We start from the raw sequence: 13537 nt of genomic DNA on the forward strand, positions 1-13537 counted from the left end.
CCGCAGCCGCTGCTCGGCGGTGCGCAGCTGCGCAGCGAGCTCGGCAGCATGCGGCACAGCCAGCTCGGCTGCCGCCGTAGGGGTCGCCGCCCGCAGATCGGCGGCGAAATCGGCGATCGTGAAGTCGGTCTCATGACCGACTGCCGAGATCACCGGAATGCCGGAGCCGGCAATGGCCCGCGCCACCGCTTCTTCGTTAAAGGCCCACAGCTCCTCCAGTGAGCCGCCCCCGCGGCCGACAATGAGCACGTCGGCCTCGCCCATGGCGTTCAGGTTCTGAATCGCCTTCACGATGGAAGGCGCAGCTCCCTTGCCCTGCACCAGCACGGGATAGAGTACCACCGCCACCTGGGGAAAGCGCCGCTGCAGCGTGATAATGATATCCCGCACGGCCGCACCTGTCGGTGAGGTGACAACACCTACCACGCGCGGAAAGCGCGGCAGCGGGCGCTTGCGGTCCGCAGCGAACAGCCCTTCCTTCTCCAGCTTCTGCTTAAGCTGCTCGTAAGCCATATACAGGCTGCCGATTCCGTCAGGCTGCATATGGGTTGCGTAGAACTGGTACTGCCCGTCCCGTTCGTATACCGTTACATTGCCTCTGGCGATTACCTTTGTCCCTTCCTTCGGGACAAAGGGCAGGCGCTGGTTATGCGAGGCGAACATAATGGCCTTGATCCGGCTGCTCTCATCCTTCAGCGTGAAATACATGTGTCCGCTGCCGTGATGTGTGAAGTTGGATATCTCCCCGCGGACCCATACATCCGACAGGAGAACATCCGAATCCAGCTTCATCCGGATATATTTGTTAAGATCTTTAATGGATAAGACTTGCCGTTCGTCTGCCATAAGCAGTCCCTATTCCAGGCCGCGGCGGCGTTTGGCCGCAATCAGCGTGTTGCTCATCAGCATGGTAATGGTCATCGGGCCAACACCGCCCGGTACAGGAGTGATATACCCGGCAACTTCCTTCGCGCTGTCATAGTCCACATCTCCGGCAAGCTTACCGGTATCCAGCCGGTTCATCCCTACATCAATGACTACAGCACCCGGCTTCACATATGAACCGTCAATGAAATTAGCCCGTCCGATTGCCACTACCAGGATATCCGCCTGACGGCAGATTTCAGCCATATTCGCCGTGCGGGAATGGCACATCGTTACAGTGGCATTCTCACGCTGCAGCAGCAGGGAGACCGGCTTGCCGACAATATTGCTCCGGCCGATTACAACGGCATGCTTGCCGGAAATCCCGGTTCCTGTCCGCTTGATCAGCTCAATACAGCCGGCAGGCGTACAAGGCAGCAGGCTGTCATCACCGATGACCAGATTGCCGACATTAATCGGATGGAAACCGTCCACATCTTTTTCCACAGCAATGGCGTCAATAACCGCCTTCTCCTCAATATGCTTAGGCAGCGGAAGCTGTACAAGAATACCATCAATATCATTCCGGTTGTTCAGCTCTGCCACCAGGGCGAGCAGCTCCGCCTGGCTTGTCTCTGCATCGAGCCGGTGCACTTCGGAGTGGAAGCCTAGCTCAGTGCTGGATTTCTCCTTATTACGGACATACACCTGGGATGCCGGGTCTTCACCGACCAGAACGACAGCAAGCCCTGGCTTAACGCCGTGCTCTGCCAGCTCCTTCACCTGCCGGGCGATGTCAATACGAATTTCGTCGGATACCTGTTTACCGCTGATGATTGCTGCTGTCATGTAAGTCTCTCCCCTTTTTATCTGCTGTAGAAGTGTGATTGCTGCACGAATGGATAGGTTATACGGGCTAATGCTTATTCTTTCGCGGTGCTTACAGCCCGCTTTTCAGCTTGTCGATCTCCTGGATCATCTTGCCCAGTACCCCGTTCACGAACTTGCCGGAGTCCTCTGTGCCGAAATGCTTGGCCAGATCAATCGCTTCGTTTACCGCAACCTTGGCCGGTACATCGTCTGCAAAGACCATCTCAAAGGTAGCCAGGCGCAGAATCTGACGGTCTACACGGGACAGGCGGCTCATCTGCCAGCCCTTCAGATAATGCTCCAGCATGTCGTCGATCGCTACCTTATGCTCCCATACGCCGTTCACATGCAGGACAACGTAAGCCTTTAGCTCCGCCTCGTCCGTTATGACATGCTCGGTCTCGTTCTCTTCAGATGCCTCTGCAATCAGCATTTCTACTGCTTCCGCACTATCCACATCGTTCATTTCCATCTGGTACAGGCTCTGTACAATAATCTCTCTCGCTAAACGTCTCTTCATGTGTTCCTCCTACAATCTTATCTCGCATTTTATATCGTAAAACATTGTTTCCGGCAAATCATTCATTACATTCAGAAGCACCGTTATTTTCAGCTCAAAGCGGTATTCTTAATCCCTAATTGTATTTCGTACAGTTAAAAACCGGACCGGAGCTTCACTGGGGTGCATATGCCGGTATCTAATTGTACGAAACACAGTTAAACGGATTGTTATTCGCGGCTTCCCGGCTTTACGGCCAATTCTCTCCGTTAGCAATTCAAAAAACCGCGCAGCCCCTTCCCGCCAAAGCCAGGCAACACAAATGAAACGGGTTCCAGGCTCCGGGAGAAAGGCTATCGCGGTTCATTTGAAGGGACGCCAGCGTCCAGATAGCCGCTCAACCAGCTCCTGCCATGTGAACAGGGGCGGCTGCGCCGTATCCTTTCTTTTGCCAAGCGTATATCCGATGAACACTACCAGTGCAAAGAACAGCATATCCCAAAAACCGCTAATTAAATAAATCAGGCCAAGCACAATACCGAAGGTTACTCCGGCAATTCTGCCCCCGTGACTTTCCCATATTTCTTTCCAGGGCATAAGGGAAACTCACCTCTATTCCACTCGACTTTTGAAGCTTGGAGACTGTGAGAGGTTGGCAATATAGACCGAAACGTCTGCAACCGGAATACCGGTCGTCTCCTGTACGAAATCATGCACCTGACGCTGAACCTCTGTAGTCAGCAGCGGGAGCGAATGCTCGCCGTCCACCACTGCGCGGATCATAATCTCAAGTCCGGCCTGCGACACGCGTATCCGTGATTTCAGATCCCGGATTCCCTTGACCTTACCTGCAGCCTTCAGGCTCAGGTTCTCAATGGTTTCCATGGAAATCTGAATATCCCCGTATTCCGTACGCTGGTCTACTGACGGCTGGGAAGCCCGGTCACGGCGCAGGGAGATGTAGAAGAAACGGATGCTGAGCAGGAACAGAATGACGGCCACTGCAATAGCTGCAATATACGCGGCCGGACCATCCTGAATCTCCAGCGTATCCGGTATTGCGCCGCTCAGGAGGAGAATGGCAATTACAGATAATATTCCGATGCTTAGGCTGTATATAAACAGCAGAAGCCTGTCCAAAATTTTTGCCACGAGTCTCATAACCTCCTTAAATTAGAGTAAACCCTCGACGGTGCTGTCGGGGGTTTATGGATAAACGAGGGCCCTTATTTCACGCGGTGAACCGCTTCTATATCTTCGCTCTTGTCGGTATTCCCGGTTGTTTTGAACTGGACGTCATGGACATGCACGTTCACTTCCACTACAGTCAGTCCGGTCATGGTCTCGATGGAGCGTTTCACATTGCGCTGGATCTCGCCGGCCACTTCCGGAATACGGTTGCCGTATTCGATAATGACGGACACGTCAACAGCAGCCTCACGCTGTCCAACCTCTACCTTTACTCCTTTGGACAGGTTCTTGCGGCCGAGAAGCTCCACAATTCCTCCTGCGAAACCGCCGCTCATGCCTGCAACGCCTTTAACCTCTACGGTAGCCAAACCAGCGATAACCTCGATTACTTCAGGAGCAATCTGGATCTCGCCGATCTCCGTACGCTCGTATTCCGTCGGCAATGTACTCATCTTGGACTTCAACCCTTTCAATAAAAAAGTTGTTCAATATTTATAGCGGAGAGCACGTCTCTTATTAAACATACTATATCATTTGCCGAACTTTATGACAAACAATGAGAATGCTTCCTAAATTTCATACTCTTCCAGGAACTTGATATCGAAATTCCCGTCCAGGAACACCGGATGCTCCAGCAGCTTTTGGTGGAACGGGATCGTGGTATGTATGCCTTCCACAGCAAACTCTGCCAGCGCCCGCTTCATCTTTGCAACCGCCTCCTGGCGTGTAGGCGCCCAGACGATCAGCTTGGCAATCATGGAGTCATAGAACGGTGAAATTGTATAGCCTGGGTAAGCCCCGCTGTCTACCCGCACACCCAGCCCGCCCGGTGGCAGGTAAAAGCCGATTTTGCCTGGCGAAGGCATAAAGTTCTTGTCCGGATCTTCAGCATTAATACGGCATTCGATAGACCAGCCGTTAATCACGATATCTTCCTGGGTGAAGGACAATGTGTTGCCCTCAGCCACCGAGATCATTTCCTTGATCAGGTCCACGCCGGTGACCATCTCGGTTACAGGATGCTCAACCTGGATTCTGGTGTTCATTTCCATGAAGTAGAACTGGCCGTCCGGACCCAGCAGAAACTCCAGCGTGCCTGCGCCCGAATAGTTCACGGCCTGTGCCGCACGGACAGCCGCCTGGCCCATTGCTTCGCGTACTTCCGGCGTCAGCACCGGACACGGAGCCTCCTCGACCAGCTTCTGGCGGCGGCGCTGCACGGAGCAGTCCCGTTCGCCCAGATGGACGACATTTCCGTGATTATCGGCAATAATCTGGATTTCAACATGCTTCATGCCGGTCAGGAATTTCTCCAGATATACACCGGCATTGCCGAAGGCCTTCTGTGCTTCCTGCTGTGCAGCAGTAATCTGCTTGACCAGTGATTCCTCATCCTCGGCGATACGGATGCCTTTGCCTCCGCCGCCTGCGGTAGCCTTCACGATGATCGGGTAGCCGATGTCACGGCCCAGCATAATGGCCTCTTCCACATCGCCCACCAGGCCGTCAGAGCCCGGAATAACCGGAACACCGGCCAGCTTCATCGTTTCTTTTGCTACCGCCTTGTCCCCCATACGGGTAATAGCGTCCGGCGAAGGACCAATAAAGGTGATATTGCAGGAGCCGCAGATCTCGGCAAAATCAGCATTTTCTGCTAAAAATCCGTATCCCGGATGAACGGCATCGCACTCGGTTAAGGTAGCGACACTCATAATATTGGTAAAATTCAGATAGCTGTCCTTGGATGCCGTCGGACCGATACAATAAGCCTCATCCGCCAGCCGGACATGCAGTGAATCCCGGTCAGGCTCCGAATAGACCGCTACAGTGGAGATACCCATTTCGCGGCAGGCTCTAATGATGCGAACCGCAATTTCCCCGCGGTTGGCGATCAGCACTTTTTGAATGTTCATGCGTTTCCTCCCAAAGTTTAACGAGGCTTGCAAGCTCCTCTAGTTCTAGTGCTGCGGCGGTTACTCCGGCTTTACCAGAAACAGCGGCTGGCCGTATTCCACAAGCTGGCCGTTCTCGGCTAGCACTGACACGATTTCGCCTCTTACTTCCGCCTCAAGCTCATTCATCAGCTTCATTGCTTCAATGATGCAGACGGTTGATTTCTCATTCACCCGGTCACCTACATTAACAAAAGATGGCGATTCCGGTGAAGCGGCACTATAGAAGGTCCCTACCATTGGAGAAACAATTTTATGTAATGCTCCTTCGGCAGGGGAAGACTGCGGCTGTACTGCAGCCGGAATCTCGCTTGGGGCCGTAGGTGCAACATGCTGAAGGCTGTGCGGCTGCGGTGCTGGCGTAAAGGGATAGACATAAGGAGCCGCCTGGATTGCGTTGCCATCAGCTTCAGGGCGATCCGGTTTACGTATAGCCAGCTTCATTCCTTCGCTTTCAATCTCCAGCTCATGTACGGAGGAGGTCTGGTCCAGCAATTTAATCAATTCCTTAATCTCGCTTAACTTGAACATTTAATCGTTCACTCCTTCAGCTTTCTCTCGAAGCCACTTTTCTGGTACGGGTAAGTCGAAACGGTTACGCCGTCCTTAAAATGACGGTATCCTTTCTGCGAAAAAGATAAGGAAAAAGGATCGCGTGAAATATATCCATTCTTATCTTTCAAGCAAAAAACGGCCTCACCGTTTCTCTTTGAAGCACAGCTTCAGGGATAACGCAAATCTGAGGTCGCTTTCATCATGATAACTTTATGTATTATATCACAAACGCTAGAAATGGAAAGAGCCCGGGGCAACCCGAGCTCTTTCGACATTATTTGCTTTTTTATACTGGTAATTATTGCTCTGATACGTATTGGACTCTGATCTTGTCCTGGGTAACGCTCAGCTCCTTCATCACCAGATCCACGATGCCTACAGCCTGCTTCACATCAAGTTTGTCGCTCAGCACAACCACGGTGTAGCTGTTGCCTGTTTCTTCTTTGACGATTGCCTCGCCGTATTTCTGCTGCAGCTTGGTTTCGATATCGCTGATTTTGGATTCCTTTTCTTCAAGCTTGGTAAGCTGCTCCTGAGCCACAGCGTTCTCCGCCGGCGTCTTGCTCATATCGTTAATCTGGGCGATCAGATCATTGTAGCTCTTCAAGTTCAGCTGCTCGCGTTCAAACAGGTAGTTGGTGAACATGCTGCTTGCGGAAGCGCTCTGGGCAGCCACTTCTTTCAGAATTTCATCCTCACTCTTAACCGGAGTGCTGCCGGCCGGGGCAGTATCTTCGGCTTTATCAGCCGCTACTTTATCCGTTGTTGTTTTATCCGTTACACCCTTATCAGTGCTTGCCGTTGCCTGCTCTCCCGCAGTCTTGTCAGTGACAGCAGCCGAAGTTTCCTTGGAGCTGTCCGGTTTGCTGCTCGCTACAGGAGATGCTGCGCCGGCAGCCGGTTCGGTAACAGCTGCTGTAGTCTTATCCTCAACTGTTGCTGCAGCCTCTGAGTCTGCATCCGTACTGAGTGCGCCCTGTGTATCTACTTCATTGATGACCAGCCCGTTATCCAGCACTGTATTATCCGCTCTGCCTGCTACGTTATTCGCACTGTCTACCTGTATTGTCCCTGCTGTTTCCTTCGGAATGGAGGACCCTGTGTCTTCCGTAAACAAGTAGTAAGCCGAGAGCACCACCATCAAGCTGAGCATGGAAACCAACCAAATCGTTTGTCTTTTGCCCTTCATTTTCTTTTCCTCCTAAAAAATATATTAGTTATCTGCTGATCTGTCCGCCTATTCCTGCTTGCGGGGGACGACGGAAATGCGGTAGCTCGGAACATTCAGGCCCTTCTGTACAGCCTCTTCGATCAATCCGCGGACGACCTTGTTCTCCGCGCCCTTGGCTACAACGAGTACGCCGCGTACCTGGGGCTTAATCCGCTTCGTTATGATCGGAGTTTCATCGCCTGACTGGCTGTAGGTGACGATCTCCCCGTCCCTTGTGTATTGTGTCGTATGGCGTTTGCCGCCGCTGGCATCGGTCTCCTCACTCTGCTGCTGTGAATCATTCATATTGCGCGTCACAACGATCTCTTCTGTGGATTCCACTGTGACCATAATATCAACCGTTCCGACTCCTACAATTTTCTCGAGAATTTCCTTAGTGCGCTGCTCCATCGCCAGTTCAATGGTGTCAAAAGCACTCCCGTTATTGAGCTCCCCCTGCTGCAGGGTTGTCTGGGATGATTCAGCAGCCGGCGGTTCCCGCCCCGTGTTCTCGCTGTCGAGCTTCTTGACGTTTACAAAAGAGTTGAACAGCATAATTGCCACACCCAGCAGTCCCAAAATGATCAGCCAGCGGAAGGTATGACTCCTTTTCGGACTGCCGGAGCCTCCGCCTGCCCACTGCTCCAGCTTTTTTAACCAGTTAGCCACTCTTGTCCCCCCTTGCTGCCACGCTGCAGCTTCATGATTTTCCGGTGTCTGCGGGATTGCCTGCGACCTGAATGATGCCGCGTTCCAGGTTCCAGCTCGTCTCCAGCATCCTTATGATCCCTTCAGCCGTCGCCGCAACATCCGCAGCTCCGGCATCCTGCCCGCCATTCACGCCGCCCGCAGCTCCGGCTGTTGCTTCCCTGGCAGCTCCGCCTTCACTCTCGCCGATCTGCACCTGGACCGGCACCACCGGCTCAACCCGGATCGGCTCAGCTCCGGTACCCGCTCCTGCTTCCGTGCCGCTGTTCGGCCCTGTACCGGATGCAGCCGGCAGCGAAACGGTAACCCCGGTAATGACCGGAACCTCTTCACCGCCAAGGCCGGATGCCAGGCCGAGCCCGAGCTTGACTGTCACCTTAACGCCCTGCAGGCCGGTACTGCCGGCAACCTGCTCCTGCATCTGCCCGGCCACCTCCTCCGCAGCCAGCTGCAGGCTCTGCTCCTTCGCCCCTGCCGCCAGCATCCGCCCGTCTGCCAGGATCTGTTCCAGCGTCCCGGCTCCCCGGCCTGCCCCGCGGAGCAGTCCGCCCCGCTGCTCCTGCTGCACAAGTGCAACGCTCAATTCCTTGGCGGCATCCCCCTTCAGCAGGGAGACAACCGGGCTCAGCATCGTCAGCAGGACCAGCAGACTGAGCACCAGCCTGGCGTACCGCTCCATCGACTTGCCCGGAAGCAGCATCTCCACAAAGGCAGCCATCAGGACTACCAGTATGAGCTCCCGCAGCCAATCGCCTAACCAGGTCATAAGCTAAACCTCCTGAACGTTAGTAGGCATTTGCAGTTGCTTCTTCCAAAACTGCCGGCATTACCTCATCATTACAGTGACGTTCCCGGCGGTCAGCATAATGGTTACAGCCAGGAAAAACATCAGGGAGACGGCTGCCAGAGCTGCAAAAACATAGATCATGCTTTTGCCGATCGTCTGCAGGCAGGATACAATCGGCGTCTCGCCGAGCGGCTGCATGACCGCCGCAGCCACATTGTAGATCAGTGCCAGAATCAGGATTTTGATCGCCGGGAATGCACACAGGAACAGGATGATAATGACCCCTGACAGCCCGATTGCATTCTTTACCAGCAGCGAAGCCGAAATAACAGTGTCGGTGGCGTCTGCGAACATTTTACCGATGACAGGCACGAAATTCCCGGTGATATACTTGGCTGCCCGGATCGTTACACCGTCCGTTACAGAGCTGGTGATGCCTTTGACAGAAATGACACCCAGGAAGACCGTCAGCAGTACTCCCAGCAGTCCGGCCCCTATATTGCGAAGAAGATTGGCCAGCTGGGTCAGCTTGTATTTGTCTGACATGGCGCTTACCAGATGCAGCACCGCCGAGAAGAACAGCAGCGGGAAGACTATGGTGTGGATCAATGTGCCAACCGTATGAATCATAAAAACAATCAGCGGATGCGTAACCGAAACGGTCACGATGTTGCCCATCGACGCCAGGAGGGCGAACAGCAGCGGAATCATCGCCATCATGAAATCAATCATCCGGTCAATCGCATCCTTCGCATACCCGATGGCAATATTGAAGCTGTTGACGGCTATGACCAGTACGACCATGTAGCAGAGCATATAAGCAATTTTGCTGACCGTCTTGCGTTCAAAAGCAGTCTGCAGCGTCTCCAGAATCATGCTGAGCACACTGATCATAACGATCGTTACAAGCAGCTTTCCGTTATACAGCACCTCATGCCACATAAATCTGCCAAGCCCGGATAATACCCCTGCAAAGCTCAGCCCGTCCTCTCCCGGAAGCAGCATATCCATCAGTGAGGGAGTCTGCCCGTCCGGGAAAAATCCCCCGTATTCCGTCATCAGCTGGTCCCAGTAGGACTCGACCCCGTCCAGCGGGAGATTCTGCATCTGGCCCTTGACCCAGCCGTCTACCGGCGAGGTTGTTCCGCCCGATGGCTGAGAGGCGGTTGCCGCCGCCGGAGCCGTATTACTACACAAGAGCAGCAGCAGAAAGGGCAGCAGGAGCAGCAGTTTATTTAACTTTGGAGAGTCCCGCATCTACCTTCCCGCCCTTCTCTGCTAATCTGCGTCTACCCTATGTGAGCCTCAGGCGGGCAGGAGCTTCATCACCGTTTCTATAATAATGCTGATGATCGGCACAGCCAGCACCATGATCAGCACCTTGCCGGCCAGCTCAATCTTGGAGGCAATGGATTCCTGACCGGCATCGCGTACAATCTGCGCCCCGAACTCCGCGATGTAGGAAATTCCGATGATTTTGAACACCGTTTTGATATAAATCATCTCCATTCCCGAAGACTCCGCCACCCGCTCCAGCGTCCCGAGAATGGTACCGATTTTGCCGATCAGGAACAGGAAGATCAGGATGCCGGCCGCTGTTGTCAGCAGAAAGGCGAACATCGGTTTTTGTTCCTTCAGTACAAGGATCAGTACCGTCGATAAGAGTCCGATTCCCACTACTTGTATGATTTCCATAACGCCTGCCTATTGAAAAAGAAAAATCGTTTTGATTTCCTGCAGGAGGCCGTCCAGCATCCGGATCACCATAAACAGGACGATGATGAATCCGACAATAGTTACCCAGTGGGCAATGTCCTCCTTGCCCATCTGCTTCAGCACCGTGTGAATCATGGCGATGATAATGCCGATGCCGGCGATTTGAAAGATCGCGTTGACTTCAATATTCATTCCTGGCACCTCGCTAAAAGATCAATATGACGATCAATACTCCAAGCAGCAGACCCAGGCTTTTGCTCATCTTTTCATATTTGCCCTGATCTTCTCTGGCTACTGTCTCCTCCTGCTTCAACTGCTGTAAAGCCAGCGCAATATGCGTGCTCTGATTCGACCTGTCGCTTGTGCCCAGGGTGCAGCTCAGCTGACGGATAATTTCTTTCTCCGCCCCCTTCAGGGAAGCGGACCGGAAATGCTGCTCCACCGCCCGCTTAAAGGCTTCCTCCGCCGTTCGGTTCAGCGGCGGGCTCATTTCTTCCGCTGCTGCGGTAAAGAAAGCCTGCAGCGTTCCCTTCGACTGCTGCCCGATCCGGTGCAGCGCCTCCGGCAGCGGCGTATAGCCGTAGAGAATCTCTGTCTCCAGCCGCTGCAGTGCAGCGATAAGCCCCCGGATGTTCCTTGGCCTGTCTGCATACTGGGCGGCCCGGGTGAACCCGGCCAGTGCGCCGGCTACCACTACCAGTACGGCACCCAGCAGCTTAAGCACGGCGTTCACCGCCCTGATGGTCATCCGGTGTAATAAGGAGCAGCCCCCGCTTCTGCCCGTCCAGAATACGGAAGGTAAGTCCGGCTTCCGTCCGGTTCAGAATGACATACCGCTCGAACATCCGGTGCTCCAGCAGTCCGCCGAGACCCGGACGCCGGGCCAGCTCGGCCACCTCCTTGCCGTGTGCCGTGGCTACCACCGAGATTCCGGCGTGCAGCGCCTCGGTTACTGCTTCTGCATCCTCATGGCGGCCGATTTCATCAGCGACGAGCACCTCGGGCGAGAGGGAGCGGATCATCATCATCATTCCCTCAGCCTTTGGGCAGCCGTCGAGGATGTCAGTGCGCGGACCGACATCAAAGGCCGGGATACCCCGGCGGCTGCCGGCAATCTCCGAGCGCTCGTCCACGATGCCGACCTTGAGGCCGGGGCGGCTGCCATCGCGCCCTGCAGTGCTGCCCGTGGAGATCTGCCTGGCGAGATCACGCAGCAGCGTGGTCTTGCCGTGCTGCGGAGGCGAGAGGATCAGCGTATGCATAATCCGCTGCCGGCCCCGCTCAACCAGATAGGGCAGCACGCTGTCGGCAATACCCGGAAGCTCGCGGGCAATCCGGACATTGAAGCCCGTAATGTCACGTAAATGCTCAACACCCCCTCCGCTGAGTACGGTCCGGCCGGAGAGGCCGATCCGGTGTCCGCCGGGAATCGTGATGAACCCCTTGCGCAGCTCCTCTTCCATCGTATAGAGGGAATGGTTACTGATGAGATCCAGCAGCCGGTGTGTATCCTCCCGGCTTGGCTTGTACGCTTCTGCGGGCTGCTGGGTCAGGCTGCCGTTCCCGCAGAGGAAATGGTATTTGCCGGAATAGTTAATCTCCAGCGGACGCCCTTCCCGGACTCTGACCTCTTCCAGCCGGGCAAGAAGATTGGCAGGCAATCCGCTCAGCAGGGCCCTTACTTTTTCGGGAAATAAGAAAAGCCAGTCATTAGCCATACAATGTACCCCCAAGCTGTCCTCTACTTTTCTAGCTTTATTCCATATTTATGCTTGTACCTGAGTTTTATGCCTATCATCTATCATTTTTTCAGAATACCGATTAAGAGAAAGGCTACACCGCAGCCAATCCAGCCCAGCTTGCCCCATGAGAGCTCCTGGGCCATCCCTGTAAGCCCGACAGCAGTCGTCAGAATCAGAATCGTCGGACCAACCAATGCCAGTCCGGAATTCACCGCCAGCGCCTTGTCCACCTGGTTCAGCCTCAGCATTATCAGCGCCGCCGTAATCTCCACACTGCCGGACAGCAGCCTCAGTACCGCCATCCAGCTCACATACTTGTCCAATCCGCTCAGCTCCTTTATTTAGGCTCTGCTTCCATGGATATGCGCAAGCTGTCCACTTTAGACAAGTGAAAATAGGGCAGATATAACAACATGTGTGAAAGAAATCATAGTGAAACTATTTATAAAAAAATATCATCAGTGTGATAAAATAAATTTGTTGTTGAACAGAGGGAAATAGAAGTGCATCACGTTGGATAGACTAAATAAAAAGAGGGGAATTTCAGCATGCAAGTTCGTAATCTCGTAGTACCGCTAGTATCAAGCACAGCAGCCAAACAGGTAAAAGATGTAACGGTCATCATTCTTTCAGCTTTTCTGGTAGCATGCGGGCTCCGGCTTTTCCTCATTCCGCATCAGCTGCTGAGCGGCGGGGTGGCAGGGACGGCTTCTATCATCGGCTATCTCACGAACCCGAAATATATTTCACTGTATTATTTTGCAATCAACTTTCCGATTCTGATCTGGGGCTTTGTGGCCGTAGGTAAAAAATATATCTGTCTGAGCATGCTGTCCGTCGTGGCTACTACCTGGTTTTTGACGGTCATCCCGGTCATTAAGCTGACCAAGGACCCGATTCTGGCCAGCATTTTCGGCGGAGTCATCATTGCAAGCGGGGTGGGATTCTCCCTGCGGGCAGGAGGGTCTTCCGGGGGATTTGATATTCTGGGCTCGATCATTACCCGCAAACGCGATATTCCGATGGGCACTGTACTGTTCGTGATGGACGGGCTGGTCATCTTAAGCCTCGGCTTCTTCAAAAGCTGGGACTCTGCCCTGTACGCCATGCTTTGTATTTTTGTCAAAAGCAGAGTGGTGGATATGATTCATATCCGCCACGTCAAGCTGACCTGCTTCATCGTCACCAAGGAGCGTGACAAGATGCTGAACCGGCTCACCCAGCTGCCCCACGGGGTAACTGTAGTGAACGCAGAGGGCGGGTACAGCCATGAGGGCAATACGATGCTGATGACCGTTACAACCCGGTATGAGCTGGCTGAGCTGCGCAAGACCATTCTCGAGACCGACCCTAAATCATTCGTAAATGTGCTGGAGACGGTGGAAATTGTGGGCCGGTTCAGGCGGCTGGGTTAACAGAAAAAGCCTGCAAGCCACTGAAAAC

Annotated in this window: 18 protein-coding genes; 1 reads left to right on the top strand and 17 read right to left on the bottom strand. The window is 53.9% G+C overall.

What is annotated here, in order from left to right; all coding sequences use genetic code 11:
- From xseA to BN3772_RS20735, 17 genes are all read right to left on the bottom strand, one after another.
- A partial coding sequence (gene xseA / locus BN3772_RS20655) for an exodeoxyribonuclease VII large subunit (protein ID WP_042201903.1) occupies positions 1-846 on the bottom strand: 846 nt, incomplete at its 3' end.
- A gap of 9 nt (positions 847-855) precedes the next feature.
- Entirely contained in the window at positions 856-1713 is an 858-nt protein-coding gene (gene folD / locus BN3772_RS20660) for a bifunctional methylenetetrahydrofolate dehydrogenase/methenyltetrahydrofolate cyclohydrolase FolD (protein ID WP_042201904.1), read from the bottom strand.
- Between the two features lie 91 nt (positions 1714-1804).
- Positions 1805-2254: a transcription antitermination factor NusB gene (gene nusB, locus BN3772_RS20665; RefSeq protein ID WP_042178592.1), complete on the bottom strand. Its 450-nt coding sequence runs from the start codon at positions 2252-2254 to the stop codon at positions 1805-1807.
- 342 nt (positions 2255-2596) lie between these two features.
- Positions 2597-2830: a DUF2273 domain-containing protein gene (locus BN3772_RS20670; RefSeq protein ID WP_042201906.1), complete on the bottom strand. Its 234-nt coding sequence runs from the start codon at positions 2828-2830 to the stop codon at positions 2597-2599.
- A 15-nt stretch (positions 2831-2845) separates the two neighbouring features.
- Complete coding sequence (amaP, locus tag BN3772_RS20675) at positions 2846-3385, bottom strand: alkaline shock response membrane anchor protein AmaP (RefSeq protein WP_042178595.1); 540 nt, start codon at positions 3383-3385, stop codon at positions 2846-2848.
- A 74-nt stretch (positions 3386-3459) separates the two neighbouring features.
- The gene (locus BN3772_RS20680; RefSeq protein WP_042178599.1) at positions 3460-3876 is read right to left on the bottom strand and encodes an Asp23/Gls24 family envelope stress response protein; all 417 of its coding nucleotides are present in this window, start codon (positions 3874-3876) and stop codon (positions 3460-3462) included.
- Positions 3877-3993: 117 nt separating this feature from the next.
- Positions 3994-5337, bottom strand: a complete 1344-nt coding sequence (gene accC / locus BN3772_RS20685; protein ID WP_042178602.1) for an acetyl-CoA carboxylase biotin carboxylase subunit — start codon at positions 5335-5337, stop codon at positions 3994-3996.
- A gap of 60 nt (positions 5338-5397) precedes the next feature.
- Positions 5398-5907 carry an acetyl-CoA carboxylase biotin carboxyl carrier protein gene (accB, locus tag BN3772_RS20690; RefSeq protein WP_042178603.1) on the bottom strand — a complete coding sequence of 170 codons (510 nt, stop codon included), beginning with the start codon at positions 5905-5907 and terminating at the stop codon, positions 5398-5400.
- 322 nt (positions 5908-6229) lie between these two features.
- The gene (locus tag BN3772_RS20695) at positions 6230-7120 is read right to left on the bottom strand and encodes a SpoIIIAH-like family protein (RefSeq protein WP_042201909.1); all 891 of its coding nucleotides are present in this window, start codon (positions 7118-7120) and stop codon (positions 6230-6232) included.
- A gap of 48 nt (positions 7121-7168) precedes the next feature.
- The gene (spoIIIAG, locus tag BN3772_RS20700; protein WP_042178606.1) at positions 7169-7810 is read right to left on the bottom strand and encodes a stage III sporulation protein AG; all 642 of its coding nucleotides are present in this window, start codon (positions 7808-7810) and stop codon (positions 7169-7171) included.
- Positions 7811-7841: 31 nt separating this feature from the next.
- Positions 7842-8615 carry a stage III sporulation protein AF gene (locus tag BN3772_RS20705; RefSeq protein WP_052380623.1) on the bottom strand — a complete coding sequence of 258 codons (774 nt, stop codon included), beginning with the start codon at positions 8613-8615 and terminating at the stop codon, positions 7842-7844.
- A gap of 60 nt (positions 8616-8675) precedes the next feature.
- The gene (gene spoIIIAE, locus BN3772_RS20710) at positions 8676-9893 is read right to left on the bottom strand and encodes a stage III sporulation protein AE (RefSeq protein ID WP_042201912.1); all 1218 of its coding nucleotides are present in this window, start codon (positions 9891-9893) and stop codon (positions 8676-8678) included.
- 48 nt (positions 9894-9941) lie between these two features.
- The gene (spoIIIAD, locus tag BN3772_RS20715; protein WP_039875230.1) at positions 9942-10331 is read right to left on the bottom strand and encodes a stage III sporulation protein AD; all 390 of its coding nucleotides are present in this window, start codon (positions 10329-10331) and stop codon (positions 9942-9944) included.
- Positions 10332-10340: 9 nt separating this feature from the next.
- Complete coding sequence (gene spoIIIAC, locus BN3772_RS20720) at positions 10341-10544, bottom strand: stage III sporulation protein AC (RefSeq protein ID WP_020426549.1); 204 nt, start codon at positions 10542-10544, stop codon at positions 10341-10343.
- A 13-nt stretch (positions 10545-10557) separates the two neighbouring features.
- Positions 10558-11076 carry a stage III sporulation protein SpoIIIAB gene (spoIIIAB, locus tag BN3772_RS20725; RefSeq protein WP_042201914.1) on the bottom strand — a complete coding sequence of 173 codons (519 nt, stop codon included), beginning with the start codon at positions 11074-11076 and terminating at the stop codon, positions 10558-10560.
- Positions 11069-12070, bottom strand: a complete 1002-nt coding sequence (gene spoIIIAA / locus BN3772_RS20730; RefSeq protein ID WP_042201915.1) for a stage III sporulation protein AA — start codon at positions 12068-12070, stop codon at positions 11069-11071. The genes spoIIIAB and spoIIIAA overlap by 8 nt, the downstream gene beginning before the upstream one ends.
- Before the next feature lie 83 nt (positions 12071-12153).
- Positions 12154-12417, bottom strand: a complete 264-nt coding sequence (locus BN3772_RS20735; RefSeq protein WP_425280448.1) for a YqhV family protein — start codon at positions 12415-12417, stop codon at positions 12154-12156.
- A 225-nt stretch (positions 12418-12642) separates the two neighbouring features.
- On the opposite strand from BN3772_RS20735, the gene BN3772_RS20740 reads away from it, so the two are divergent.
- On the top strand, positions 12643-13509 hold the full coding sequence (locus BN3772_RS20740) for a YitT family protein (RefSeq protein WP_042201916.1): 867 nt from the start codon (positions 12643-12645) through the stop codon (positions 13507-13509).
- The last annotated feature ends 28 nt before the right edge of the window (positions 13510-13537 follow it).

It is taken from the genome of Paenibacillus camerounensis (assembly GCF_000723885.1).
GTDB classification, from domain to species: domain Bacteria; phylum Bacillota; class Bacilli; order Paenibacillales; family Paenibacillaceae; genus Paenibacillus_AQ; species Paenibacillus_AQ camerounensis.

Excerpts from the sequence above, each read along its gene's own strand:
- nusB (WP_042178592.1), bottom strand. The coding sequence starts at position 2,254 with ATGAAGAGACGTTTAGCGAGAGAGATTATTGTACAGAGCCTGTACCAG.
- BN3772_RS20740 (WP_042201916.1), top strand. The coding sequence starts at position 12,643 with ATGCAAGTTCGTAATCTCGTAGTACCGCTAGTATCAAGCACAGCAGCC.
- spoIIIAE (WP_042201912.1), bottom strand. The coding sequence starts at position 9,893 with ATGCGGGACTCTCCAAAGTTAAATAAACTGCTGCTCCTGCTGCCCTTT.
- BN3772_RS20695 (WP_042201909.1), bottom strand. The coding sequence starts at position 7,120 with ATGAAGGGCAAAAGACAAACGATTTGGTTGGTTTCCATGCTCAGCTTG.
- accC (WP_042178602.1), bottom strand. The coding sequence starts at position 5,337 with ATGAACATTCAAAAAGTGCTGATCGCCAACCGCGGGGAAATTGCGGTT.
- spoIIIAD (WP_039875230.1), bottom strand. The coding sequence starts at position 10,331 with ATGGAAATCATACAAGTAGTGGGAATCGGACTCTTATCGACGGTACTG.
- spoIIIAC (WP_020426549.1), bottom strand. The coding sequence starts at position 10,544 with ATGAATATTGAAGTCAACGCGATCTTTCAAATCGCCGGCATCGGCATT.
- BN3772_RS20680 (WP_042178599.1), bottom strand. The coding sequence starts at position 3,876 with ATGAGTACATTGCCGACGGAATACGAGCGTACGGAGATCGGCGAGATC.
- spoIIIAA (WP_042201915.1), bottom strand. The coding sequence starts at position 12,070 with ATGGCTAATGACTGGCTTTTCTTATTTCCCGAAAAAGTAAGGGCCCTG.
- BN3772_RS20705 (WP_052380623.1), bottom strand. The coding sequence starts at position 8,615 with ATGACCTGGTTAGGCGATTGGCTGCGGGAGCTCATACTGGTAGTCCTG.
- folD (WP_042201904.1), bottom strand. The coding sequence starts at position 1,713 with ATGACAGCAGCAATCATCAGCGGTAAACAGGTATCCGACGAAATTCGT.
- accB (WP_042178603.1), bottom strand. The coding sequence starts at position 5,907 with ATGTTCAAGTTAAGCGAGATTAAGGAATTGATTAAATTGCTGGACCAG.
- BN3772_RS20670 (WP_042201906.1), bottom strand. The coding sequence starts at position 2,830 with ATGCCCTGGAAAGAAATATGGGAAAGTCACGGGGGCAGAATTGCCGGA.